We start from the raw sequence: 25,186 nt of genomic DNA, 5'->3' as shown, positions 1-25,186 counted from the left end.
CCGATCCGTGGCTGCCGCCTACCCCTTCCCACTGGTTGGAGCAGGGTGTCGAGGCGTGGTGCTACTTCATGGTGATGTCACCGTAGGCGGCGCCGGATACCTGGTTCCAGACGAAGGTGTCGACGTTTGCGCTGTAGAGCGCGGCTTCCTTGCGCCAGAACATCGGGATTACCGGTAGTTCCTCGGCCAGGATGTCCTCGGCCTGCTGGTAGTAGGGGATGGCCTCGGCGATGCTCGGGGCGGAGTCGCCCTGCTTCAGCAGGCTGTCGAAATTGGCGTTGCTGAAGGTGCTGGCGTTGCTGTCGGCGCCGGTGCCGTAGACCGGAGTCAGGTAGGTTTCCATGAACGGGTAGTCCGGGCCCCAGCCGAGCCGGAACGGGCCGGTGAACTCCCGGTCGTCCGCAACCTCCAGGTACTCGGCGAACAGCAGGTTGACCTTCAGTTCGTAGTCGATGCCCAGCGCGGACTTGATCTGGTCGCCGACTGCCTGCAGCCAGGCGTCGTGGCCAGAGCCCGAGTTGGCCCACAGGATCAGTTTCTTGCCCTCCGGCCAGCCGCCGGCTTCCTCGAGCAGCTTCTTGGCCATCTCGACGTCCTGCTTGCAGTAGGTGCAGACACCCTCGCGGGCGCCGTCGAAGATTGGCGCGACGAAGCCGGTGGCGGGGGTGTACCGGCCGTCGAAGACGGCGTCGATGATGGACTGGCGGTCGATCGCCATCGAGAATGCCTGGCGGATCCGCTTGTCCTTGAAGGCGTCGTCGTACAGCGGCAGGCCGACGTAGTTGAAGCCGTCGCCTTCCTGCTCGTAGAGCCGGTCGCCGTAGCTTTCCTTGGCATCTTTGAAGCGCTCCGGCGGGATCGTGTACATCACGTCCAGCTCGCCGGCCTGGAAGGAGGAGTAGGCGGCGTTGATGTCGGCGAAGATCCGGTAGTAGATCTCGTCGGCTCCGCCCGGCTCGCCCTTCCAGGTGTCGCTGCGGACCAGGTTGATCTCGACTTCGTGTTTCCAGCTTCCGTCGATCTTGTAGGGGCCGTTGCCGATCGGCGTCTCGTTGCAGGCGTCGGTGTCGTCAATGCAGGCCTGGGCCATCGGGAAGAATCCCGAGTACCCGACTACCGTTGGGAAGCCGCTGAAGGGTTCCTTGAGTTCGACGGTGAAGGTCAGGTCGTCGACCTTCTTCAGGCCGGACAGCGTCTCGGCCGTCGGCTCCGGGGCCTCCTTCGGGCCGTCATCGTCCGGGTCCTTGGGCAGGACCGCGTCGATACCGGCGATCCGCTTCATGAAGTAGCCGTTGCCCTGGCCGTTCGGCCCGTAGGCGGCGAAGTTCCACGAGCGGATGAAGGCGTCGGCGTTGACCGGCTCACCGTTGTCGAAGGTGTAGCCGTCCTTCAGCTTGATCGTCCAGAGCTTCTGGTCGTCCGATTCGATCGACTCGGCCAGATCCATCTCTGCATCACCGGTCTCGGCGTTGTACCTGACCAGACCGCGGTAGAGCTGACGGATCACATAGATCGCTGGCTCGTCACTGGCTGCGGACGGCAGCAGGTACGCCGGCTCCGCGGCGTAGACCCGTAGCTTGCCGCCGGACTTGTCGGTCGCCTCCTCTGACTCGTCGTTGCTGTTGCCACAGGCGGTGGCCAACATAGCGGTGGCGGTCGCTACGACCGCCACCTTCAGGAATTTCCCGCGCATGGGAGTGCCTCCTCAGGGCGCTCGGCTCACGAGGGGGTGTGAGGTGCCTGCCACTGTGACACCAGACACGCGATGGCGAGAAGACGTGTTATCAACCCGATACTCGGCCGGGACGATGTGTACACCAGCCCGGAAGCAGTTCGACCGATCGTGGACATATCGGTAGTTGTCAGTTCAAACTGAGACGGTCTGTTCCTGCTGGGTTGGCAGTACGCCGACGCTGGATGTGCCAGCCGATCCCGGAATGTCGGTGTTTGTGGTTATAGGGCGCAACGCCCGGTTTTCGGCCCTGGTCCTGAGGCGTTACCGTTCGGCGTGCAGCAGACTGGACCCGAACAACACGCTCCTTGCGAACGGGCAAAGTGGCGGTGTAGGTGCCACCTATAGCGGCGCAGGACCCCGGTCGAAGTTGATCTGTGAGAGGACCACTTCATACCGGGGTCCTGCGCCTTTTCGTTGCACCACAACAGGTTCGGGTGCGTCCGTACTCACGCAGGGAACGAGTACCCAACCCGCTCTGGACCGTTACTCGGAAAGTCTCACCGGTTGGAGCAGGGTGTCGAGGCGTGGTGCTACTTGAGGGTGATCTCACCATAGGCGGCGCCGGATACCTGGTTCCAGACGAAGGTGTCGACGTTTGCGCTGTAGAGCGCGGCTTCCTTGCGCCAGAACATTGGGATTACCGGTAGTTCCTCGGCCAGGATGTCCTCGGCCTGCTGGTAGTAGGGGATGGCCTCGGCGATGCTCGGGGCGGAGTCGCCCTGCTTCATCAGGTTGTCGAACCCGGCGTTGCTGAAGGTGCTGGCGTTGCTGTCGGCGCCGGTGCCGAAGACCGGAGCCAGGTAGGTTTCCATGAACGGGTAGTCCGGGCCCCAGCCGAGCCGGAACGGGCCGGTGAACTCCCGGTTGTCCGCAACCTCCAGGTACTCGGCGAACAGCAGGTTGACCTTCAGTTCGTAGTCGATGCCCAGCGCGGACTTGATCTGGTCGCCGACTGCCTGCAGCCAGGCGTCGTGGCCAGAGCCCGAGTTGGCCCACAGGATCAGTTTCTTGCCCTCCGGCCAGCCGCCGGCTTCCTCGAGCAGCTTCTTGGCCATCTCGACGTCCTGCTTGCAGTAGGTGCAGACACCCTCGCGGGCGCCGTCGAAGATTGGCGCGACGAAGCCGGTGGCGGGGGTGTACCGGCCGTCGAAGACGGCGTCGATGATGGACTGGCGGTCGATCGCCATCGAGAATGCCTGGCGGATCCGCTTGTCCTTGAAGGCGTCGTCGTACAGCGGCAGGCCGACGTAGTTGAAGCCGTCGCCTTCCTGCTCGTACAGGCGGTCGCCGTAGCTTTCCTTGGCATCCTTGAAACGCTCCGGCGGGATCGCGTACATCACGTCCAGCTCGCCGGCCTGGAAGGAGGAGTAGGCGGCGTTGATGTCGGCGAAGATCCGGTAGTAGATCTCGTCGGCTCCGCCCGGCTCGCCCTTCCAGGTGTCGCTGCGGACCAGGTTGATCTCGACTTCGTGTTTCCAGCTTCCGTCGATCTTGTAGGGGCCGTTGCCGATCGGCGTCTCGTTGCAGGCGTCGGTGTCGTCAATGCAGGCCTGGGCCATCGGGAAGAATCCCGAATATCCAACCACCGTTGGGAAGCCGCTGAAGGGCTCCTTGAGTTCGACGGTGAAGGTCAGGTCGTCGACCTTCTTCAGGCCGGACAGCGTCTCGGCCGTCGGCTCCGGGGCCTCCTTCGGGCCGTCATCGTCCGGGTCCTTGGGCAGGACCGCGTCGATACCGGCGATCCGCTTCATGAAGTAGCCGTTGCCCTGGCCGTTCGGCCCGTAGGCGGCGAAGTTCCACGAGCGGATGAAGGCGTCGGCGTTGACCGGCTCACCGTTGTCGAAGGTGTAGCCGTCCTTCAGCTTGATCGTCCAGAGCTTCTGGTCGTCCGATTCGATCGACTCGGCCAGATCCATCTCTGCATCACCGGTCTCGGCGTTGTACCTGACCAGACCGCGGTAGAGCTGACGGATCACATAGATCGCTGGCTCGTCACTGGCAGCGGACGGCAGCAGATGCTTCGGCTCTGCGACGTAGACCCGCAACTTGCCGCCGGTTTGCTCATCTCCTTCCGCTGGGTCGTCGCTGCTACCGGTGCAGGCGGTGGCCAGCATGGCGGTAGCGGTCGCCGTTACTACCACTTTCAGGAGTTTCCCGCGCATAGGAGTGCCTCCTCAGGGCGCTCGGCTCACGAGGGTTCTGAATTGTCTGCCACTGTGACACCAGAATCGCGATGGCGAGAAGGCGTGTTATCAATCCGGTACCGGGCCGGGACGGTGCGTACATCCGTCCCGGAACCAACCCACCAAAATCGGCTGCGCGTGTCTAGGAGGTACGGATTTGATCAATGGGCAGGTAGTTGCTCGTATGACTCCGAACAGTTGGCGCCGCTCGTTGATCAGTTTAGGCAAGGGTCAATATGGGGCGGCTAAAGTCGATGATCGGCAATCTAATCTGTCTACTGGTGGACGCCGTCCGTGCTATTGATCAATTCATGGAAATTCGGTGAGATGGGGGACAATATCCGAATCGAGTGCCTCGGCTCAGGGGCGGTCAAGGTCAACATGTCAGGTCGGCCAACTCGTTGTCGACGACCCCTTGCCGGTCGGTGGGAGCCACGACGAGGTACTCGACCGGATGGTGGTGGCGGCTTGGTTCGCTACCATGCAGCAGCAGTCGGGGAGACCCCAAACCTCGCAACGATCCCGTGTTGCCGGACCTACCCCGCACCGCGGACCGAGATAGGAGCAACGGATGACCACTCCGGTCGGGCTTGTCATCTTCGACTGCGACGGGGTGCTGGTCGACAGCGAGCGCATCGCGGTCCGCCTCAACATCGCGCTCGGTGCGGAACTGGGTTGGCCGCTGACCGAGGCAGAGGTCATCGAGCGGTTCATCGGCCGGTCCAGCACGTCCATCGGTGAGCAGATCGCGGCCCGCCTCGGACACCACGTGGCTGCCCAGTGGGCCCGCCGGTTCGACCTGGCGCACCGTCAGGCGGTGGACGCCGGACTAACCGCGGTGGACGGAGTCAACGAGGCGCTCGACGAGATCAACCTGCCGACGTGCGTGGCTTCCAGCGGTACGCACGAGAAGATGCGCCACACCCTGGGCCGCACCAACCTCTATCCGCGCTTCGCGGGCCGCATCTTCAGCGCCACCGAGGTCGCCCACGGCAAGCCCGCCCCCGACCTGTTCCTGCACGCGGCGGCGGCGATGGGTGTGCCGCCCGGGGCGTGTGTCGTGGTCGAGGACAGCCACTACGGAGTCCAGGCGGCCCGCGCTGCCGGGATGCGCTGCTTCGGCTACGCGGGCGGTTTGACCCCTGCGCACCGACTGGAGGGCCCGGGCACGGTGGTCTTCGACGACATGCGCAAACTCCCGGCGCTGCTGGACGCTGCTTGACGTTGACCGTTGATATGCGACTGCGACGGCGCGGGCCTTCAGCCAGGTCCCGCACGGCCCGCCGCCTTGCGGTCACGCGGTCTTGCGGTCTTGCGGTCTTGCCAAAGGCTGTCATGCTGGCCGATATGCACCAAGCTTCCCAACACGTCACCTCAGCTGACCAAACGATTCGCCCAACATTGGTGTCTATAGGACCTTCCGGTGCCGGCCTGTCCCAGCCCGCCCCGGAGCAGGCCGCGTCGCAGCGGACGTACCTGGGCGAGTGGTGATCCGCGCCGTCCGGCGGCTCATCGGCATCATGATTCCGCTTCCCCGAGACCTGGCGCTGGCCTGGAGCACGATCCGGGGAAACAAGGGGGGCTTCGCCGGGTCCTTCGTCGCGATCGTCGTCGGCTCCGCCGTGATTGCCGCGTGCGGGATTCTATTGCAGTCCGGGCTCAGCAACGGCGTCACCCCCGAGCGGTACGCGGGCGCGGCCGTGACGATCGGCGCACCGCAGTCCTTCTGGTTGGACGAGAGTGCGGAGGTTCGCTACCGCGAGCGGGTGACGCTGCCCGCTGACGCGGTCGCCGCGGTCGCCGCTGTCCCCGGTGTCGCCTCCGCCGTTGGAGATGTCAGTATCCAGGTCAGCCTTCTGTCCGCCGATGGCGATGTGGTGACCGGACCGCACGACTTCCCGGTGCTCGGGCACGGCTGGTCTGCGGCGGCGCTCGCACCCTTCACGGTGGACCAGGGGCGGGCACCGACCGAGCCCGGTGAGGTCGTGCTCGACGCGGACCTGGCCGCTCGAGCCGGGCTGTCGATCGACTCGACCGCGCAGATCGTGGTCGGCTCCACCCCGGCGGCCTACCAGGTGGTGGGCATCGCCAGAGCGCCAGCCACGCTTGACCGGCAGTCCGCCCTCTTCTTCAGCGACGACCAGGCGACCCGGCTCTCCGGCCGCCCAGACCGGGTGGACGCGATCGGCGTGTCGGCCGCACCCGGGGTCGCCGCGGAGGAACTGGCCGAGCGCATCCGGGCCGCCGTGCCCGAAGTCGTGGTGCATACCGGCGCCGACCGCGGCGATGTCGAGTTCCTGGATGTCGGCGATGCTCGCAGCCTGGTGGTGGAGTCCGCCGCGTCATTCGGCGGCACCATGGTGCTGATCGTAGTGTTCGTGGTGGCGAGCACCCTCGCGCTCTCAGTGCGGCAACGCCGGCGCGAGCTGGCCCTGCTGCGCGCCATCGGCACGACGCCCCGACAGATTCACGGAATGGTCAGCGCCGAGATGACCCTAGTGTCGCTCGTCGGCGCGTTGGTCGGTGTCCTCCCCGGCATCGCACTCGCCTACGCCATGCGCGGTGTGTTCGTGCTCGTCGGCGCGGCGCCCCCGGACTTCGCGCTTCAGGTGGGAGTGCTGCCACTTCTCGCCGCGCTGGTGCTCTGCGTGATCAGTGCCCGCCTGGCCGGCTGGCTGGTCGTCCGCCGGGCGGCCAGGGTCAGCCCGGTTGAGGCGCTCGGCGACGCCGCGATCGAGCCCAAGCGGCTCGGGAAGATCCGGCTGATCATCGGCGTCCTGCTTATCCCCCTCGGGCTGCTGCTCACGCTTGGGAACGTGGCGTCGCCGGGGGACTCGGCCGCCGATACCGCCGCGAGCGCCGTCCTGCTGTTCGTCGTGGCCCTCGGCTGTCTTGGACCGTTGCTGTTCAACGGTGCGCTCCGGTTGTTCGGCCGGTTGGTGAACCCACGCACCACCGCCAGTTCCTTCCTCGCCCGGTCCAACACGCGGGCCAACTGGCGGCAGCTCAGCGCGGCCGCCACGCCGCTGGCGATGGGGGTGACGCTCGCCGCCGTGCAGGTCTTTGGGGCTTCCACCACGCTCGGCGGGGCACAACGCCAGCTTGCGGAAGGACTGCGGGCCGACTATGCCCTGACTGCTCCGTCCGCCGCCGGGATCTCGCCAGAGGTCGTGGACGCGGTTCGGCAGACGTCGGGGGTAGCGGTGGTCACACCCGTCGCACGGAGTCAGGCGCTGTTGACTTTCCCGTCCGAGGACAGCACCGCGACCAGGGTTTTCGCCGCCCAGGGCGTCACACCCGACCGGCTCTCCGAGACCATCGACCTCGCGGTGACCCAGGGTGACATCGCGGAGCTACGAGGCGAGACGGTGGCGTTGAGTCGGATCGCCGCGGAAACCGTCCGTGGGACCGTCGGCGAGACGATCGAGCTGCGCCTCGGCGACAGCCATCTGCTCAACCCGCGGGTGGTGGCGATCTACGAGAACGGGTTGGGTTTCGGCGACGTGACCCTCCCCAACGAGCTCGTGGTTGCGCACACCACCGCGCAGGTCAACAGTGCGGTGCTGGTCAGCGCCGCGGACGGGGCTGACCCAACGGCACTCCAGCAGGCGCTCCGCGGCGCGGTCGAGCGCTTTCCGACGGTCCAGGTCGGTGACCGGGAGCGGTTCCTGGCGGCACCCGGGGTTGGCGGCACCGGTGACTGGGCGCTCAACCTGCTGTTCCAGACCCTGTTGCTGGGTTACATCGCGATCGCCGTCGTGAACACGTTGGTGATGGCGACGACGGCCCGGGTGCGTGAGTTCGCGATGCTGCGACTCATCGGTGCCAGCCGCGACCAGGTCCGCAAGATGGTGAGCGGCGAGGCGCGGGTCGTTGTCGTCATGGCGCTGCTGTTCGGTTCACTTGCCATGATTCCACCGCTGGTGGGCTTCAGCCTCGGGCTGACCCAGTCGGCCGCACCGAGCTTCTCCCTCTTGGGGGCGATCGCGATTGTCGCGCTGACCGTCGCGCTCTCCTGGGGAGCGATCACGGTGGCTACCCGTTTCGCGATGCGAGCCGCGCCCGCCGACGCGATCGGCGAACGGAGCTGCTGACGGGGTGTTCTACTCTGCCCTCGTAGCCCACCGGACCGGGTGAGGAGGAGTGTCAATGACGAGCAGTACGCACCCGAACTCGATCGTTGAGGTGTTCGAGCAGGCCGCCGCCAGCTACGACCGCACCGGAGTGTCCTACTTCGAGCCTTTCGGTACGGCTCTCGTCGGTTGTGCCGGCATTCTGCCGGGTGAGCGGGTCCTCGATGTTGGCTGTGGTCGCGGAGCTGTTCTCCTTCCCGCCGCCGCGGCCACCGGGCCGACCGGCCACGTCACTGGCATCGATCTCGCCCCGACGATGGTGAAGCTCACTGCCGACGACGCCACCCGGGCCGGCCTGACTCAGGTCGAGGTCCGGGTTGGCGACGCCCAACAGCCGAGTTTCCCGCCCCACAGCTTCGACGTGGTGCTGGCCGGGATGGTCGTCTTTCTGCTGCCGGAGCCAGAGCAGGCCCTGCGGGCGTACGCGCGATTGCTGCGCCCCACGGGCCGGTTGGTGGTGAGCACCCCCCGCACGTACGACCCGGCCTTCCTCGCCGCGATGGATGCCCTGGCCGCGCACCTACCGGCGGAGCAGCCGCCGCCCGCGTCGACCGCTGGCCCGTTCGACGATGAACAGACGATCACGGCGACGATGGCGGCGGCCGGCCTCGACGTCGCCGCGATCAGCGAGCACCGGGTTGAGAGCAGGTTCCAGGACGTGGACCACTGGATGCGGTGGATGTGGTCGCACGGTGGGCGGGCACTGCTACAACACCTGCCGGCCGATCGGCTCGACGCGGCGACCGCCGACGCGGCGCGGGTGCTGGCATCCGTTCGCGCACCCGAGGGCGACCTGACGTTGACCACCGTCGCCCGCATCACGAGCGCGGTACCCAGGCCGGGTGGCCCGGCACCTGCGGCGGCACTGTGAGAACGGGTGCTCGGGCTCAGCCGCGACCGTACCCGGTGCGGATTGCGTGGCATCCATCGCCAGTGCTGTCGCGTTCGTCCTTGCTCTTGCTGCGGTCGCACTACTGACAAAAAGCACACTCGCACCGATGGTCCTGCCGATTCCGTCCCACGAGTCGGTGCTGCGCTCGCACCGGTGGCGTACTGCCGAGAACTCGGCGGCCTACCTACTTCCGCACCTCGTGTCGGGTACGTCGGTGCTCGACATCGGTTGCGGGCCGGGCACTATCACCGTCGACTTGGCGACCTGCGTTGCACCCGGACCCGTCACCGCGGTGGAGATCAGCGGTGATGCACTCCAACTCGCCCGCCGACTCACGGGGTCAACGCAACATCGACTTCGTGGTGTCCGACGTCCACGCACTCGACTTCCCCGACAGCACGTTCGATGTCGTCCACGCCCACCAGGTGCTTCAGCACGTCGCTGATCCGGTCCGGGCGCTGCGTGAGATGCGCCGGGTTTCCCGTCCCGGCGGAATCGTCGCCGTGCGGGACAGCGACTATGCGGCGTTCACCTGGTTTCCTCGGGTTCCTGCGCTGGATGAGTGGCTTGGCCTGTACCAGCAGGCCGCCCGCGCCAACGCAGGCGAGCCGGACGCCGGCCGACGCCTACTTTCCTGGGCCCACGCCGCCGGCTTCACTGACGTACGAGCGTCGGCGAGCACGTGGTGTTTCGCCACGCCGACGGAGACGCGATGGTGGGGGGAGATGTGGGCCGAGCGGATCCGGAGTTCGGATCTGGCCCGACAGTTGCTGACCTCGGGCGCTGCCACGGCTGGGGACCTGCGCCGCATTTCTGACGGGTGGCGGGAGCGGGCTGCGGCAGCGGATGCCTGGTTCGCCGTTCTGCATGGCGAGATTGTCTGCCGTTCCTGAAGCTCCGATGTGGGGTGGCGGACGGCAGGCGTCGCAAACCAGCGTGCCGCACCGGCGACGCGGCCCGCACGGCCCCGACACCCAGCAGGACAGAATGGCCATACGTGGTGACACGGCACTAGCTACCATCTACCATCGTCACAGCCGTCAAACCGCCGTCAGCACGTTCGAGTCACTAGAGCTGCTCTTAGCGTTCAGCAGCGACCCAAGTCGGTCATGACTTTGGACGATCTGCCTCTACCTCTGTCAATGTCCGATATCCGGCACCCAATTCGGGCCAGCGGCTGGCGACGACCGAGAACGTCATCGACGTGAGGGGACAGAATGAGGGCCTTTCGAGTAGGGCTGACCGCTGTGGCCGTCACCGCGGGGCTGGTGGCATCGGCGACACCGGTGGTGGCGGCCGGGCCTGCGGTGCCACCACCGGTCAGTTCCAGCTCCACGGCTGTCGGTTACGGCGGAGCGGTGGCGACTGTTGATGCCACCGCGACGGCCGTCGGGCGCGACGTACTGCGTCGCGGGGGTAACGCCGTCGACGCGGCGGTGGCTGCTGCCGCGACCCTCGGAGTAACGGAGCCCTTCTCGGCAGGCATTGGTGGCGGTGGCTTCTTCGTCTACTACGACGCCCGGTCCGGGCGGGTACACACCATCGACGGCCGGGAGGACGCGCCGGCGTCGATCCGGGAGGACACGTTCGTCGACCCGGCAACCGGCCAACCATTCCCATTCGGGGAGGCCAGAGTCAGCGGCCTCTCCGTCGGGGTGCCGGGTACCCCGCTGACCTGGGACGCGGCCCTGCGTAAGTGGGGCACTCGCAGTCTCGCCGAGTCGCTGGCTCCCGCGATCGGGGTCGCCGAGCGGGGGTTCGCCGTCGATGCCACCTTCCGCCAACACGTGGTGGCGAACACGGAGATGTTCGCGCAGTTCACCTCCTCGGCACAGCTTTACCTGCCCGGCGGGCAGGCCCCGGAGGTCGGTAGCACCCACCGCAATCCGGACCTCGCCGACACCTACCGCCTAATCTCGCGGCGTGGCGTCGAAGCGTTCTACGAGGGGCCGATCGGCGCCGACATCGCAGCGACCGTGCAGCGCCCACCGGTCGCTGACTCTCCGACGCGGCCCTGGCCATACCCGATCCGTCCGGGTGGGCTGACCACTGCGGATCTCGCCCGCTACGAGCTGCGCTTCCCCGCACCGACCCACTCCGACTACCGGGGCTACGACATCTACGGAATGTCGACGCCATCCAGCGGAGGCACCGCTGTTGGTGAAGCACTCAACATCATGGAGCGGTTCGACCTGGGCGACTTGTCCACGGCCGAGCTGCTCAGCGTCTACCTCGACGCCAGCGCGCTGGCCTTCGCCGACCGGAACGCCTACGTCGGCGACGACACCGACCGGCGGGTGCTGCGCACGCTGCTCTCCGACCGGTTCGCGGCCACCCGGGGCGGGTTTGCGCCTGATTCGGCACTGCCGAAACCAACGGCACCCGGGCAGCTACCCGAACCGTACGGCAGCCTCCACCCGGCCACGGCGTCCACCGGTGGCGAGCAGGGAAAGAGCACCACGAACCTGACGGTCGCTGACCGCTGGGGCAACGTCGTTGAATACACCTTCACGCTCGAGCAGACCGGCGGAAACGCCATGGTGGTGTCGGATCGTGGCTTCCTCCTGAACAACGAGCTGACCGACTTCTCGTTCGCTCAGCAGGCCGGAGCGCCGCCGGACCCGAATCTGCCCGCGCCGGGGAAGCGGCCCCGTAGCTCCATGTCGCCCACGATTGTGCTCGACGACGGAAAGCCGTTCCTGGCGGTGGGTAGCCCAGGTGGCTCCACGATCATCACAACGGTGCTTCAGATCCTCCTCAACCGTATCGATCGGGGTATGTCGTTGCCCGAGGCGATCGCGGCTCCCCGCGCGTCGCAGCGCAACAGCAACACACCGACGGCGGAGCCAGCATTCATCGCCGACTATGAGCCGGAGCTCGTCGCGCTCGGTCAGCCATCCTTCCTCCCGGTCGCCGAGTTGGGTGCGGCGACCGCGATCGAGTTCCAGGACCGGCACCGGCTGGTGGCCGTGGCGGAGCCGACCCGTCGCGGCGGCGGGTCCGCCGCCGTGCTGCGACCGGCACCGAATTGTCCTCCCGAGCGAAGCTAGTGTCCTGTCTCAGCTTTGGTTAGCCACTTGCTGGAGTGCGCGTCCACCTCGGACTCTGATAAGGATCGACTCGACGGTAGCGGTCCAAACGACGGGCTTCGGGTCGTCGTTGTGGGCTGCCCCGTTCAGCGTCGACTCTCCAGGTCCAGACGGTCGGCCAGCTCGGCGATGGTGAAAGCGGTGACGAGTTCGTTGCGGCCCTCGGTGAAATGGGCCCAACTGTCGTAGTGGGCGGGAACCACCCGGCGAGCGCCGAGGATTCTGGCTGCCTCAGCGGCCTGGGCGCTGGTAAGGACGATGGGCGCACCGTCGAAGAGTAGGCCAGGGAAGCACGGGGCACCGGCGAAGAGGATGGCTGTGTCTATTGGTCCGAAGCGTTCCGCGATCTCCTGCACGGGGTCGAGCGAGGCGTTGTCGCCGCTGACGTAGTAGGTCGGCAGGTCCTCGCCGGTCAAGACGAAGCCCACGACCTGGCCGGTGACCCGTTCAACATCCTCGCGCGCGCCGGGTCCGTGGATGGCGGGCACGCCGGTCACGGTGATCGTGCCACTGCCGGGGCGATCCAGCTTGATTGGCTGCCAGTCGGCCAACCCTATGGCCCTGTCGCCCAGGCGTCGCGCGCCTTCGGGCGTGGTGAGCGTGAGGGGGACGTCTGCGAGCAGGGCTCGGCCAGAGTTGTCGAGGTTGTCGGGATGTTCGTCGTGCGAGAGCAGGACCACGTCGACGTGGCCGAGGTCGACGACACCGCCGGAAGGGGGAGCGGTTTTGGTGAGGATCTTTTGGCCTGCCGCGTAGTAGTCGCCCGGAGCGTCGAAGGTCGGATCGGTGATGAACTTCAACCCGCCGTACTCGAAGAGGGCGGTCGGGCCGCCGAGGACGCGGACGGGGAACTGCCCGGCGGTGGTGTGAGCTGTGGCCACGACCAACTCCTCACGGAGGAACGTCTGTCCGTGACTTGACGGTAGTTCGACTCCGTCACAACCGCCACGGCACTACTGTGGACAGCTGCTCGATCCGCCTCGGCGTACCCGGAGCGGTGGGTAGCAGGACCGCGAGGCCGGTGATTGCTGGCACCGAGCCGGGTGAGGGTAGCTGATACCACGACGGGGCCTGCTGGAGCGAGTGGGTTCCCGGGGTCCCTCGGGGTGAACCCTGACGAAATTCATGGTCGCCATCCGATGGCCTGAACGATATTCGCCACTAGCGTCGATCAGGCACGGACACCGTGCACGTTTCGATCCCGCGGTCATCACGATGCGGGCGTCCTCAACATGACCATCGGTGGGCTTCAGCCCGGCGTGGGCTCTCCTGCCAACTACAGTGGGAAAGGAACCCTGTGCGACGCTCTATCCATACCGCCGTCGTCGCCGCGCTGGTAGTGACGGCATCACTGGTTGCTCCGTCGTCCGTAGCCGCCGCCGCTCGGAACCCCGTCGTCTTCGTCCATGGAATGACCACCGATGCCAGCGATTGGAACGCATGGATCGATAGGTTCAGGGCGGACGGCTACCAGAGTTCCGAGCTATACACCTGGTCCTACGACTGGAAACAGTCCAACGCGACCACCGCTGCGCAACTCCAGACCAAGGTGCAGGAGGTGCTCGCCGCGACCGGTGCCACGAAGGTTGACATCGTCGCCCACTCCATGGGTGCCCTCAGCTCCCGCTGGTACATCAAGTACATAGGCGGGACGGAAACCGTGGACGACTTCGTTTCCATAGCTGGCGTGAACCACGGAACCAATGTGGCCGTATTCCTCCCCGTGGTCAATGGAGGTGACGGAACCGAGGCGTCCGTGCTCTGTCCCGTCTACAAGTCCTGCAGGGAAATGTTCTGGGGGAGTAGCTTCCTCCGTTCCCTGAACTCGGGAGACGAGACGCCGGGAAGCGTGAGCTACGCCACTCTCTGGTCCACCTGCGACGCAGTCATCGATCCTGACATTTCCGCAAAACTCGATGGTGCGGCAAATATGTCGGTGGGCTGCGTAGAGCATACCGAGATGAACGAGGACGCCAGTAACTACACCAAGGTCCGCGACTTCATCGCCTGACAGCGGCCAGCGGGCGACCACAGTCCTGCCCGGCGAGCGGCGGATCTCCAGCCCAAGAGCTACCGCAACCAGCCAGGGGTGGGCTCTTGAAAGGATCCGCACCCGTGGCTAGCGCAGCTGGGCGATCTCGTGTAGATGATCGAAAATGATTTGATCGACTGGGGAGACCCGGTGACGGTCGGCGTGGGTGAGCCAGACGATCTCCTCGATCTCGCTGCTGGGTTGCAGGAGGCCCTGGTAGCCGGCGGTGTAGCAGGTCATCTGGACCGTGATTCCGTCTGGGTGTCCGTGGGCCTGGGCGCGGAAGGTTCCGACATGCGTGGCGGTGTCGGGGGTGATGGTCACGCTGAGTTCTTCCTGAATCTCGCGGACGAGCGTGTCAAGGTCGCCTTCGCCGGGTTCTCGTTTGCCGCCCGGGATGTAGTAAACGTCCTTACCACGTGATCGGGAGCTGAGGATCGTACCGTTCTCAAGGTGTATCCAGGCGATCTTGTCGATGGTGATCATGTGACACTCCGGAGTGGCAGGGTCTGACTGTCCATGACCACCGTCACGTACAGTCCGGGCGAGACGAGCTAGGGTCGCGGTGATGAAGGCAATCTATCGGCCGGCAGCGCGGGTGATCTGCCTGGACGCCGCGTGCCGTGTGCTTCTGCTGCGTTGGCATGATCCAGTTGACGGGGTATGGCTGTGGGAACCGCCCGGCGGCGGCATCGAGCCAGGCGAGACGCCGCTGGCGGCGGCACGACGGGAGCTGATGGAGGAGACCGGACTGGACCCCGGGGCGGTCCTTGACCGGGCGCTGCCGGTCGAGCGGACTGTGCGCTGGAAGGGCAAGCGGTATGTCGGTCCGGAGGACTTCTTCGTGGCGCACTTCGCTGCGGACCGGCCCGCGCTGACCCGGACCGGTCTTCTCCCGAACGAGCAGTTCGAACTGCATTCGCATGCGTGGGTTTCCTGGACGGATCTGACCTCGCTTCCAGATCCAGTCGAGCCGCCGGAGCTGGTGACCGTGCTTCGCGCGTTGCAGCCGGATGGCCCCTGGTGCGAGGCGCGGAGCGGCTAGCGGCGGTGGCTGTGCCACTGTGGCTGGGTCCACGCCAGGAAGCGCTGATAGAGGCCGGATGTCTTGTGGACCTGAGAGAGTTGGGTGTCCACCTCAGTCAAGAGTGCGCCCAGGTGGAGCCGGAGCGTGACGCGGTGGTCGCGAAACCCGGTCAGGAGAGCGACTCAGGCCGGCGGGCATGGCCACTCGCCCGACAGGTCTCGCAGCCCCACAGAGGCGCGTCGCGGCAGATGCGGCTCGGTCGGTTCACCGGAATGCCCCGATCACGATGGCGGTGACCCGAACGAGACGGCCAAGTTTGTAACCACACTGATCGAGGAGATGGATAACCGTGAGTAACCTAGTCGGCGCTGTCTGGCGCAAGTCCACCCGCAGCGGCGCGAATGGCGACTGCGTTGAGGTCGCGGACAACCTTCCTGACCTCGTGGGTGTTCGGGACTCCAAGGATCCGACCGGGCCGGCCCTGGTGTTCGGTCCGGTGGCGTGGCGGGTCTTCGTGCGCCACGTCAAGCAGCACTGAGCAGCCCCAGGAAGCATGGCTTCCGGGGAATCTGACGGCAGCGGAAGGCCCGGCCCACTCGGCGGCCGGGCCTTCGTGTCGTGCTGGGCGGCGTCCGGGTTCGGTTGACCCCGGGCGCCGCCCAGCTGGTTGCGGTCAGCCGGCCGCGATCCGCCAGGCCGCGGCGAGCTTCCACGTCGCCGTGGTCGGCTTGCCAGTCAGGAGCGCGTGCTCCGCGTCCGCGGTCAGGGTGGAGGTCTGCGTCGCCGAGGGGGCGGTGACACCCTCCCGTACGATCGCCGCCTGCGTGACATCTCGAAGCGTCGACACCAGCAGTTCGTGCTGTGCCGCGATGTCCTGGCTGCTGAAGGCCAGCAGGGTGGAGACCACCGTCAGTTCGGTGACCACCCGCCGCTCGTCGCGGACCGAGCCGTCGTCCTGCCAGGAGCTGTCGTTGCGCAGCGACAGGTCCAGCACCTGCACCGCGGCCTGGGTCCAGCCGTCCTGCTCGATCGCGGCCAGCTCGGCCCGCAGCTCGTGCAGCCGGTCCTGGGTCGCGTCGGTGCGCAGGCCCCAGCCGTACGGGTAGAGCGGGTCGTAGCTGGCGTCACCGACGTTGATCGGCTCCTGGTCCAACGAACGCGGCCAGGAGACCGGCAGTTGACCGGTGAAGGGCTGCTCGCCGAAGAGTACGTCGGCGACGCCGGCCCCCTCGGTGCCGGGCAGCCAGGAGGCCACCACGGCATCGGCGGAGGCGAGCGCGTCGTCGAGCACGAGCGGACGACCGGAGATCACCAGTACGACGCACTCGTCCACCGCTGAGCAGACCGTGTTGACGGTGTCCTGCTCAGCGGCGCTCAACGTCATGGTGAAGCCGTTGTTGCCGACGTCGCCGATGCCCTCCGCGTACGGCTGCTCGCCCACCACGACGACGGCCCGGTCGTGCCCGTCCAGCGGGGCGGAGGCGTCGGCGCTGTAGGTGACCTCGGTGTCCGGCGCGACCTGTTGGATGCCGTCGAGGATGCTGGTGCCGGGGGTGATGTCGCCGTTGCCGCCCTGCCAGGTGATGGTCCAGCCGCCGGCCTGCGCGCCGATGTCGTCGGCGTTGGCGCCGGCGACGTAGAGCTTGCCGGTGTTGGCCAGCGGCAGCACCTGATCGGTGTTGCGGAGCAGCACCTGGGACTTCGCGGCGGCCTCGCGGGCCACCGCCCGGTTCTCGGGCGAGCCCACATCGGCCAGGTTGGTCCGGTCGGTGAACGGCTGCTCGAAGAGTCCGAGGTGGAACTTCTGGGTGAGGATCCGGCTGACCGCGTCGTCGATGCGGGACATCGGGATGTTCCCGGCCTCGATCTCGCCGAGCAGCGTCTCCTCGAAGCGCTGGTACTCGTTCGGCACCATGATCATGTCCAGCCCGGCGTTGATCGAGATGCGTACGTCGCTGTCGTAGTCCCCGGGGATCTGGTCGATCGCGGCGTAGTCGCTGATCAGGAAGCCGTCGAAGCCGATCTCCTCCTTCAGGACGTCGGTGAGCAGCTCCTTGTGGGCGTGCATCTTGACCGGGTTGCCGACCCCGTCCTCGGTGAAGTCGACGCTGGAGTACGACGGCATGATCGTTCCCGCGTTGTGCTTCCGCACCGCCGGAATGTATGGGTCCAGGTGGACCCGGTCGAACTCTTCCCGGCTCATGACGACGACGCCCTGGTCGATCGGGTACCCCCCGTCGCCCGGCCGGTACTCGGTCCCGCCGTCGCCGGCGTAGTGCTTCACCGAGGCGAGCACGCGGTCGGCGTCCTTCCGGTCGGCCAGCTCGTGGCCCTGGAGCCCGTCGATCACCGTTTCGTTGGCGATCACCAGCGCCGGGTCCTCCCCGTACGCCTCATAGGTGCGCCCCCATCGGTCGTCGCGGGCCACGCAGGCGCAGGGTGCGAACGACCACTGCGGACCGGTCGCTCGGGTCTCCTCGGCGGTGACGTGCCCGACCCGTTCGACCAGCTCCGGGTCGCGGGCCGCGCCGAGCCCGATGTTGTGCGGGAAGATCGTGGTGCCCTGGACGTTGCTGTGGCCGTGCACCGCGTCAACGCCGTAGAGCAGCGGAATCTGCAGTCGGGTCTGCAACGTGTACGTCTGGTAGCCGTCGACCATGTCCGCCCAGGCCTCGGGGGTGTTCGGGGTGGGCGTCGAGCCGCCACCGGAGAGCAGCGAGCCGAGTCGCCAGGCGGCCAGGTCGTTCGGCGAGTCGAGGGCGTTCCGCTCGGCCTGGGTCATCTGGCCGACCTTCTCCTCGACCGACATCCGCCCGAGCAGGTCGGCGACCCGCTCCGCAACCGGCCGGGAGGCGTCCAGGTACGGCAGGTCGTGTGCGTTGAGCACGATGTTCGGTGGGTTTTCGGGTACGGCGATGCCGTTGCCGGAGAGGGTCAGCGGGATGGTCTCCGCCAGCTCCGCCTGCTCGTCGGAGCGGGTGTGGACGGTGACTTGCCGGGTGGTTCCGGAGGCGGTGCCGGCGGGGAAGACGAACTCTCCCTCGACCGGCTCGTAGTCCTCGCCGGGGGTGGCCGTGCCGGCGCCGGTGGCGTACCGCAGGGTCACCTCGTCGTCCAGCGGCGCGTCATCGGTGTTGGTGAGCCGGATCGTGACGGTGGTCGACTCGCCCTCGTCGAGGAGGCTGACCGCTGGGTCGGCCGCCACCCGCACTGTGGGACCGACCCGCGGAACGCCGTAGACCTCAACGTCGTCGATGCGGAAGGTGTCGGCGTACCCGGAGCGGGGCTGCATCGCGTAGCCCCACATCTGGTCGAGGTCCAGCTCCTGGTTGATGCCGCCGATGGGTTGATAGTCGGTGCGGTACTTGAACTGCGAGAACGGGAGCTCGACCAGGCGCCAGCCGACCCAGTCCTCGGTGAAGCTGGTGATCCAGAGCTCGCTGTGTTCGGCGTCCGCCCCGCCGTCTTTGATCTCCACGTCGATGCGGCGCCCGGCGCCGGGCGCGGCCGGTGGCACGGTCAGCGGGCTGAAGTACCAGAACCGGAATCCGCCGAAGCTGCTCCAGTCCTGCGGTTCGGTGTTGAAGCTCAGGTTCTGCCCGAAGCCGGCCCAGCTGGTGGTGGTGTCGATCGCCACGGAGAGGGCCTGGTTGTCGGCGGGTGTGCCGTCCCGGGCGGCGTCAACGTAGCTCAGCTGCGGGATGCGGGAGTCGTCGCCGCTGAAGGTGATGATGCCGGGCTCCCCGGCGGGCGGGTTGAGCTGCGGCTGCGGGGCCTCGAAGTCGGCGACCGTCGCCACGTTGGTGAAGAGCTCCACCTGGTCGAAGTGCAGTTCACCGGCGCCCTGCGGCAGGTTGACCGCGAACCCCCACATCCGGTCGAGCTGCAGCTCCTTGTCCTTCGGGCCGTCCGCTGGCTGGTAGCTGGTGCGCCAGGCAAAGTCGGGGAAGGTCGTCCGGACCTGCTTCCAGCCGGTGGAGTCGTCGATGAAGAACGACTCCCACAGCTCCGACGCCTCACCGTGCTCGCCGCCGTCCTTGATCTCGAACTGGACCTGCCGGCCGCTGCCGTCCCCCTTCACCCAGAACGAGAACCCGTCGTACGCCCGCCAGTCCTGGTGGCCGTCCGGCGCGATGAAGTTGTGGGTGAAGCCACCCCAGCCCTCGATGTCGTACCGGACGGAGAAGGCATCGTTGTCGCTGCCCGCGCCGGGACGGTCATCGCTGGCGACGGTGCCCACCTCGGGCCGCTCGGGATCGCTGGAGGCGAAGAGTAGGACCTCGGGGGGTACGCCGTCCTCGTAGTCCTCGACGGTCTGCACGGCGCCGGCCGGCGCTGGCGCGACGGCGGTGTTGGCGGCGGGGGCCGGGTCGGGCAGGGCCTGCGCGGCCCCGGGCAGGACCAGCAGGGATCCGGTGAGGGTGAGGGTGAGCAGGGCGGCGGTTCGGGTACGCATGCCGCCCCGCCTGCGATCAGATCTTGGATGCACAGTGCCTCCTGTGGATGGGGTCGGGAACGCTCCCATCGATTGTTGTAAGCTACAACATATTGGCCCGCGCCGTTTTGAGGAAGTAACAGGTGCGTAACGAGTGGTAGCGGGGGTGGGCGCCTCGCACAGACCCCGTCGTAGCCCCACGGCGCCCGTCCGGCCGGCGTCGCAGCGGGGGTGCTGCGGAGATTGTGTTGTTAATTGACCCACAACCTGTATGCCATTAATCTTTTTGTAACTGGCGCGTTCAGTTAACACATGTAAAGCGACGCCATTGATCTGGAAATACTGGGCGCGCCCCCGTTTGTTCGTGCCTGTTTGCACCGGGTGCCCGCACTGTCGGTGCTCCATCAGGAGGTGTCCCAGTGATGAAGATCGTGTCTGCGTACCGACTCGTCACCACCATCGTGGCCACATTGGCAATCACGGCTGCCCTCGTCGTAACCACCGGCACCGCCGCTGCTGCCGCCCCCTGCGACTACCCCGCTCAGAAGCTGGACCTCACCAATTGGAAGGTCACCCTGCCGACCGGATCGCCCGGCTCGCCGACGGAGGTCAAACAGCCGGTCCTCGCCACCTATGCGGTGAACCCCTGGTTTCAGGTGAACCACAGCTGCCGGGGAGTGCAGTTTCGCGCCCCGGTCAACGGGGTGACCACGTCCGGCTCCAGCTATTCGCGCTCAGAGCTGCGCGAAATGACCGACAACGGGACGCGGCAGGCTGCCTGGTCGGCCATCGTGGGCACCCACACCCTGACGTTCCGGTTGGCGTTCAACCGGCTCCCCAACGGCAAACCGCACGCCGTCGGTGCCCAGATCCATGACGGCGACGACGATGTGACCACCTTCCGCCTCCAGGGCAGCAACCTCTACCTCACCAAGGGAAACGACAGCGACTACAAGCTGATCGCCAGCGGGTATCAACTGCACACGGTCTTCGAGGGAAAGTTCGTCGTCAGCGGGGGGCAGATTCGCGCCTACTACAACGGTGACCTCCAAGCGACCATCGGACACACGGGACCCAGCAACTATTTCAAGGCCGGGGCCTACACCCTGGCCAACTGCGGCAACTCCTCTCCGTGTAGTAGCTCCAACTACGGGCAGGTGAGCATGTACAAACTATTGATCACTCACTCGTAGCGTGCCGGGCGTCACCCGTTATCCCCTAACTAAGAGCCTGCTATTGCGGTTCGGTGTCCGGCGGGCCTACCCGCCGCCAGCCGGAACGGGAGGGTGCTCCGGCGTCGGTGCGGTTGGGTGCCGGGTCGAAACCGCCCATTGGGTCAGTCGCGGGGCGAACAGGCCGGTGACCGCGAACAGCAGCGCCAGCGCGACCCAACCCAGGCGCCCCCCGTCGAGGATCAGCAGGGTCAGCAGAGCGGGCCCCACCGCCCCGGCGAGGCCGTTGAGCAGCCCGGCGACGCCCTGGTACTCGCCGACGAACTCCGGTGTGGCGAGGTCGTAGGCCAACCCGGTGCCGCCGACCGCGTGCCACAGGTCGCCGATGGTGTAGACCGTGGTCGCGACGAGCAGCAGCGCGATCGTCGGGCCGGTGGGCAGCGCGCTGGTGCCGGCGAGGAGCAGCATCGCCGCGGCCAGCGTCAGGCCAGCCCGGCGCATCGTTCGCGCAGCCGGAGTGGCGGTCTGCGCGCCGCGGCTCAGGCGCACGGCCAGCAGCACCGTCAGCACGGTGTTGGTCACCAGGATCGCCGCCACCATGACGGTCGGTGCCGCCGTGTGGGACACCACCCAGAGGGGAATGATCAAGGTGAGGACGACGGAGTGCAGCGAGAGCACCGCTGAGGTGGCGCTGACGGCGATGAAGGGGGCGTCCCGCAGTGCTGGCCCGAGACCACCTTTCGGGGCGGCCGGCACCGATTCGGGCGGAAACGGAGGCAGTCGCATGACCAGCATCGCGGAGAGCGCGAACGTCGCGGCATTGCCGAGCACCAGCAGCTGGTACGCCGCCCGGGTGTCGGCCACTAGGGCGAGCCCCGCCAGGACCGCGCCGACACCGGTGCCGAGGTTCGCCACCGCGCGCAGGGTTGCGAAGGCACGTACCCGTCCCTGCGGGCCGCCGACGGCCGCGACCAGGGCGGCGCGAACCGCGAGGTTGCCGGTAGCGAGCAGCGCACTGAGCACCGCGACCACGACGAACGATGCGACCGAGTCGATCAGCAGATAGGACGCGGCGACAACGGCCTGCAGCAGCTGCAGGACCGCCCGCAGCGTACGCGGGTCGCGCCGGTCGGCGAGCCGGCCGAACGGCACGCTGGCGACCAGCCCGACCAGCGCGGCGATCGTGAGACCCACTCCGACCGAGCGGGTGGACAGCCCGACGCTCCGGGTGAGGAACAGCGCCGAACCGGCAACCCAGAGCCCCATCCCCATCGTGTTCGTCAGCGTGGCCCAGGCCAGGGTCCGCAGCGGCCCGGGTGGCGGGATCGGCGAGCTCCCCGGCCAGCGGCTCACCCCGGCGACCGTGCGGGTGAGGGTGACCTCCTGGGGAGCCATGCACTGAATCTAGGGTCGATCGGCTCCGGCCGGGTGCCGACGACCTGCGACGCCGATCACAGTGGATCTATCGGGAGTGCTGCGGGAACCGGGAGCCTGTTCACGTCGTCGGCGGAGGCTCAGCCGCGGGCGGCGATACGGTCGGCGCGGTGCAGCAGCGCGGCGGCGACGAGGCCGCCGACCAGGACGGCCACCGCTCCCACCGTCTGGCCGGTACGCAACGCGTCGGCGAAGGCGGCGGTGACCGCCGCCCGGTCCGGACCCGCCGCGGCCAGGGCCGCGGGGAAGGAGCCGGCGCCGGCCAGCGCGGCGGGCAACAGCGCGGCGAAGCGGGCGTTGAGCACCGCGCCCAGCACGGCGATGCCAAGGCTGCTGCCAACCTCGGTCATGGTGCCGTCGACGCCGGCTCCGGCGCCCGCCTTGTCCGTGGGGATCGCGCTCATCACCGCCTCAACGATGGCCGGGTTCGCCAGCGCGCAGCCCGTACCCATGATGAGTAACCCGGCCAGCAGCGTGCCGTAGCCCTCAGCGGGAACGTGGGTAACCAACGCCAGCCCGCCGGCGAGCAGGGTCATTCCGGTGGCGATGGCGGCCGGTAGCCCGAGCCGGCGGATCGCCAGGGTGGCGATACCGCCAACGTTTAGCACCACGATGGAGAGTGCGAACGGCACCATCCGTAGCCCCGCCTCCCAGGCCGGGTAGCCGCGGACGAACTGCAGGTGCTGGGTGAGCAGGAAGAGCGCACCGGTGGCGCCGAACGTGATCAGCACCACGCCGCAGACCGCGCCGACGAAGCGGCGGTTCCGGAAGAAGTGCATGTCCAGCATCGGGTGGGCGACCCGCTGCTCCCAGCGGACGAAGAGCACCAGCAGCAGCACGCCGGCGCTGCCCGCGCCGAGTACCTTCGTCGAGGCCCACCCGAGCTCCGGACCGGAGATGATCGCCCAGACGATCGCGGTCAGGCCGACGGTGGAGAGTGCCACGCCGACCAGGTCGAGGCGGCCGCTGGCAGGATTGCGTGATTCCGGGATCAGCGCCCGGCCGGCGAGCAGACAGACCAGCACGATCGGGATGTTCATCAGGAAGATCGCGCCCCAGGGCAGGTGGGCGAGGACGATCCCACCGATCGGTGGCCCGGCGGCGAAACCGAGCGCGCTGGTCGCCGCCCAGATGCCGATTGCCCGGGACCGCTCGGCGGAGTCGAAGACCTGCATGGCGATGGCGAGGGTGGCGGTGACCAGCAGCGCGCCCCCCACGCCCATTCCGGCCCGCGCGGCGATCAACTGTTCGGAGGTACCGGCGAGGCCGGCCGCCAGCGAGCCCACGCCGAACAGCACCAGCCCGACCAGCAGCATCCGCCGCCGTCCGTACCGGTCCACGGCACTGCCCGCGCTGAGCAGCAGTCCGGACAGCACCAACGCGTACGCGTTGATCATCCACTGCACGTCGGCGGTGCCGGCGCCAAGTTCCACCGTGAGTACCGGAACCGCCACTGTCAGTACGGTGTTGTCCAGTACGACGACGAGTTGGGTCAGGCAGAGGATCGCGAGGATCAGCCAGCGGTGCGGTACCTTGCCGCCCGCGACGGAGGGGTCGACCGGCGCGGTCGCGGTCGCCGAAGCGCCGCTCATCGCGTCGTGGTTTCGTCGTTCGTGGTCCGGCTGTCGAGTCGGTTCATCAGGCGGCCCGCCAGTAGCCGAGCGAGGTCAGCTGGTGTTTGCCGACGCCGAGCGTTCGCCGTGCGTGCCGGGTGATGCGGCGGGTGCTGGCCGCCTCGCACCCCACCCAGTAGTGTGCGGTCTCGCCGGACGGTAGCGCGGCGCAGACGGTGTCGACCAGGTGCTGCCCGTCGTCGCGGCGCGGCACCCACGTCACGTCGTGGTGCGCCCGGGCACGTGGAGTCAACGCCTTCTCGTCTTCATGGGCGAACTCCAGCCACACCGTCGCGGGGATGTCGGCGCCCGCGTCGAGGAGGCTGTTGACCGCCGGTAGTGACGCCGCGTCCCCGACCAGGTAGAGGTGTTCCGGCGCCGGGTCGGGCAGCTGGAAGGCGCTGCCCTGCACGGTCGCGTCGATGGTGTCGCCAACCTGTGCGTTGGTGGCCCAGCGGGCGGCGTAACCGTCGTGGATAGCGAACTCCAGGGTGAGTCGCCCGGTTGCGGGGTCTGGGTCGACCAGCGTGTACGCCCGCTGGTGTGCCCGGCCGTTGATATCGAACCAGAGCCGGATCCACATCGTCGGGTGTGCGCCGCACGCTGCCAGGAGCCCACCGTCGTCGAGGAGTAGCCGCTGGTAGCGCCCGGCCACCGACTCGGTGCTCAACACGGTGAGCCGGAAGTCCCGACCGCCCATGGCACGGAGGACCAGGCCCTCCCAGTTCCGTTTCACAGCGCCTCCAGCTAAGGTAAGCCTAAGTTAGGAGAGGTTAACCTAAGCCGAAGCTCTGATGGTACCGCTCCCTGCCCGACGGACTCCAAGCTGCTGACCCGATTCCCGCCCGGGCGCCGAATGAAAGGCGATATTGCGTGATTTATCAGGAGCAAATCCCCGACCTCGGCGAACTGACGCTGGAGCCGGTCTGCCCCGACCGGCACGCCGAACTGTTGCACGGCTGGGTGACCTTGCCCCGGAACCGTTTCTGGGGCATGGGGTCGCACCCGCTCGAACAGGTGCGGGAGACCTATGCCTTCCTCGACGGGTTGGACACCCACCACGCGTACCTGATTCTGCTGAACGGCGAGCCGGTCGGACTGTTCCAGAGCTACCAGCCGGCGGCCGATCCGGTGGGGGAGCGCTATCCGGTGCAGGCGGGGGACATGGGGATGCACCTGCTGCTTAACCCGCCCCGGCGCTATCTCCGCGGACTCACCGCGGCGGTCGGCCCCGCGCTGGCCCGGTTTCTGCTGCGGGATCCGACCATCCAACGCATCGTGGTGGAGCCGGACGTGCGCAACGAGACCGCGCTGCGCCGGCTACGGATCGAAGGGTTCACCTTCGCCGCGGAGATCGACATGCCTGACAAGCGGGCCCAATTGGCTTTCCTGACCCGAGGCCGGTTTGAAGTCGACCATCCGACTCAGGTGGGATAGCGAT

17 protein-coding genes and 2 pseudogenes are annotated in these 25,186 nt (G+C 67.4%); 10 read left to right on the top strand and 9 right to left on the bottom strand.

Going from position 1 to position 25,186, the window contains the following annotated elements; all coding sequences use genetic code 11:
• Positions 1-61: 61 nt before the first annotated feature.
• Positions 62-1,693, bottom strand: a complete 1,632-nt coding sequence (locus SALPAC2_RS0105500; RefSeq protein WP_018215643.1) for a peptide ABC transporter substrate-binding protein — start codon at positions 1,691-1,693, stop codon at positions 62-64.
• Positions 1,694-2,265: 572 nt separating this feature from the next.
• A complete protein-coding gene (locus SALPAC2_RS0105495; RefSeq protein WP_018215642.1) occupies positions 2,266-3,897 on the bottom strand; it encodes a peptide ABC transporter substrate-binding protein in 1,632 nt (543 codons plus the stop codon).
• 592 nt (positions 3,898-4,489) lie between these two features.
• Between SALPAC2_RS0105495 and SALPAC2_RS0105490 the strand changes: the two genes are divergently transcribed.
• The 5 genes and pseudogenes from SALPAC2_RS0105490 (at position 4,490) to ggt (ending at position 11,993) form a co-directional block, all read left to right on the top strand.
• The gene (locus SALPAC2_RS0105490) at positions 4,490-5,140 is read left to right on the top strand and encodes an HAD family hydrolase (protein WP_018215641.1); all 651 of its coding nucleotides are present in this window, start codon (positions 4,490-4,492) and stop codon (positions 5,138-5,140) included.
• A 262-nt stretch (positions 5,141-5,402) separates the two neighbouring features.
• The gene (locus SALPAC2_RS0105485; RefSeq protein ID WP_018215640.1) at positions 5,403-8,012 is read left to right on the top strand and encodes an ABC transporter permease; all 2,610 of its coding nucleotides are present in this window, start codon (positions 5,403-5,405) and stop codon (positions 8,010-8,012) included.
• A 55-nt stretch (positions 8,013-8,067) separates the two neighbouring features.
• Positions 8,068-8,922, top strand: coding sequence for a class I SAM-dependent methyltransferase (locus SALPAC2_RS0105480; RefSeq protein WP_018215639.1), 855 nt, complete (start codon positions 8,068-8,070; stop codon positions 8,920-8,922).
• Between the two features lie 127 nt (positions 8,923-9,049).
• A pseudogene (locus tag SALPAC2_RS24435) lies at positions 9,050-9,836 on the top strand (class I SAM-dependent methyltransferase).
• A gap of 324 nt (positions 9,837-10,160) precedes the next feature.
• Positions 10,161-11,993, top strand: a complete 1,833-nt coding sequence (gene ggt / locus SALPAC2_RS0105470) for a gamma-glutamyltransferase (RefSeq protein WP_026184459.1) — start codon at positions 10,161-10,163, stop codon at positions 11,991-11,993.
• A gap of 125 nt (positions 11,994-12,118) precedes the next feature.
• Here ggt and SALPAC2_RS0105465 read toward each other — a convergent pair whose 3' ends face one another.
• Positions 12,119-12,913, bottom strand: coding sequence for an MBL fold metallo-hydrolase (locus SALPAC2_RS0105465; RefSeq protein ID WP_018215635.1), 795 nt, complete (start codon positions 12,911-12,913; stop codon positions 12,119-12,121).
• A 416-nt stretch (positions 12,914-13,329) separates the two neighbouring features.
• Here SALPAC2_RS0105465 and SALPAC2_RS0105460 point away from each other — a divergent pair, with 416 nt between their 5' ends.
• Positions 13,330-14,043, top strand: coding sequence for an esterase/lipase family protein (locus tag SALPAC2_RS0105460; RefSeq protein WP_026184458.1), 714 nt, complete (start codon positions 13,330-13,332; stop codon positions 14,041-14,043).
• 108 nt (positions 14,044-14,151) lie between these two features.
• Here the strand turns inward: SALPAC2_RS0105460 and SALPAC2_RS0105455 are convergent, their stop codons facing one another.
• Positions 14,152-14,550, bottom strand: a complete 399-nt coding sequence (locus tag SALPAC2_RS0105455; RefSeq protein WP_018215633.1) for an NUDIX hydrolase — start codon at positions 14,548-14,550, stop codon at positions 14,152-14,154.
• Positions 14,551-14,632: 82 nt separating this feature from the next.
• Here SALPAC2_RS0105455 and SALPAC2_RS0105450 point away from each other — a divergent pair, with 82 nt between their 5' ends.
• Positions 14,633-15,109, top strand: a complete 477-nt coding sequence (locus tag SALPAC2_RS0105450; protein WP_018215632.1) for an NUDIX hydrolase — start codon at positions 14,633-14,635, stop codon at positions 15,107-15,109.
• On the opposite strand, the pseudogene SALPAC2_RS27770 reads toward SALPAC2_RS0105450, so the two are convergent.
• A pseudogene (locus tag SALPAC2_RS27770) lies at positions 15,106-15,339 on the bottom strand (flavin reductase). The gene SALPAC2_RS0105450 and the pseudogene SALPAC2_RS27770 overlap by 4 nt on opposite strands.
• 101 nt (positions 15,340-15,440) lie before the next feature.
• Here SALPAC2_RS27770 and SALPAC2_RS0105440 point away from each other — a divergent pair.
• Complete coding sequence (locus tag SALPAC2_RS0105440; protein WP_018215631.1) at positions 15,441-15,629, top strand: DUF397 domain-containing protein; 189 nt, start codon at positions 15,441-15,443, stop codon at positions 15,627-15,629.
• 135 nt (positions 15,630-15,764) lie between these two features.
• Here SALPAC2_RS0105440 and SALPAC2_RS0105435 read toward each other — a convergent pair whose 3' ends face one another.
• A complete protein-coding gene (locus SALPAC2_RS0105435) occupies positions 15,765-19,580 on the bottom strand; it encodes a carbohydrate binding domain-containing protein (protein WP_026184456.1) in 3,816 nt (1,271 codons plus the stop codon).
• 368 nt (positions 19,581-19,948) lie between these two features.
• Here SALPAC2_RS0105435 and SALPAC2_RS0105430 point away from each other — a divergent pair, with 368 nt between their 5' ends.
• Entirely contained in the window at positions 19,949-20,719 is a 771-nt protein-coding gene (locus SALPAC2_RS0105430) for a polysaccharide lyase family 7 protein (RefSeq protein ID WP_018215629.1), read from the top strand.
• Between the two features lie 66 nt (positions 20,720-20,785).
• Here the strand turns inward: SALPAC2_RS0105430 and SALPAC2_RS0105425 are convergent, their stop codons facing one another.
• The 3 genes from SALPAC2_RS0105425 to SALPAC2_RS0105415 form a co-directional block, all read right to left on the bottom strand.
• A complete protein-coding gene (locus SALPAC2_RS0105425; protein WP_026184455.1) occupies positions 20,786-22,051 on the bottom strand; it encodes an MFS transporter in 1,266 nt (421 codons plus the stop codon).
• 161 nt (positions 22,052-22,212) lie between these two features.
• Positions 22,213-23,724: an MFS transporter gene (locus SALPAC2_RS0105420; RefSeq protein ID WP_018215627.1), complete on the bottom strand. Its 1,512-nt coding sequence runs from the start codon at positions 23,722-23,724 to the stop codon at positions 22,213-22,215.
• Between the two features lie 46 nt (positions 23,725-23,770).
• Positions 23,771-24,481, bottom strand: a complete 711-nt coding sequence (locus SALPAC2_RS0105415) for a siderophore-interacting protein (RefSeq protein WP_018215626.1) — start codon at positions 24,479-24,481, stop codon at positions 23,771-23,773.
• Between the two features lie 137 nt (positions 24,482-24,618).
• On the opposite strand from SALPAC2_RS0105415, the gene SALPAC2_RS0105410 reads away from it, so the two are divergent.
• Complete coding sequence (locus SALPAC2_RS0105410) at positions 24,619-25,182, top strand: GNAT family N-acetyltransferase (protein ID WP_018215625.1); 564 nt, start codon at positions 24,619-24,621, stop codon at positions 25,180-25,182.
• Positions 25,183-25,186: the final 4 nt, after the last annotated feature.

The sequence above is a fragment of the Salinispora vitiensis genome (assembly GCF_000378825.1).
GTDB lineage: Bacteria > Actinomycetota > Actinomycetes > Mycobacteriales > Micromonosporaceae > Micromonospora > Micromonospora vitiensis.
This window is presented reverse-complemented; position numbering and strand designations above follow the sequence as displayed.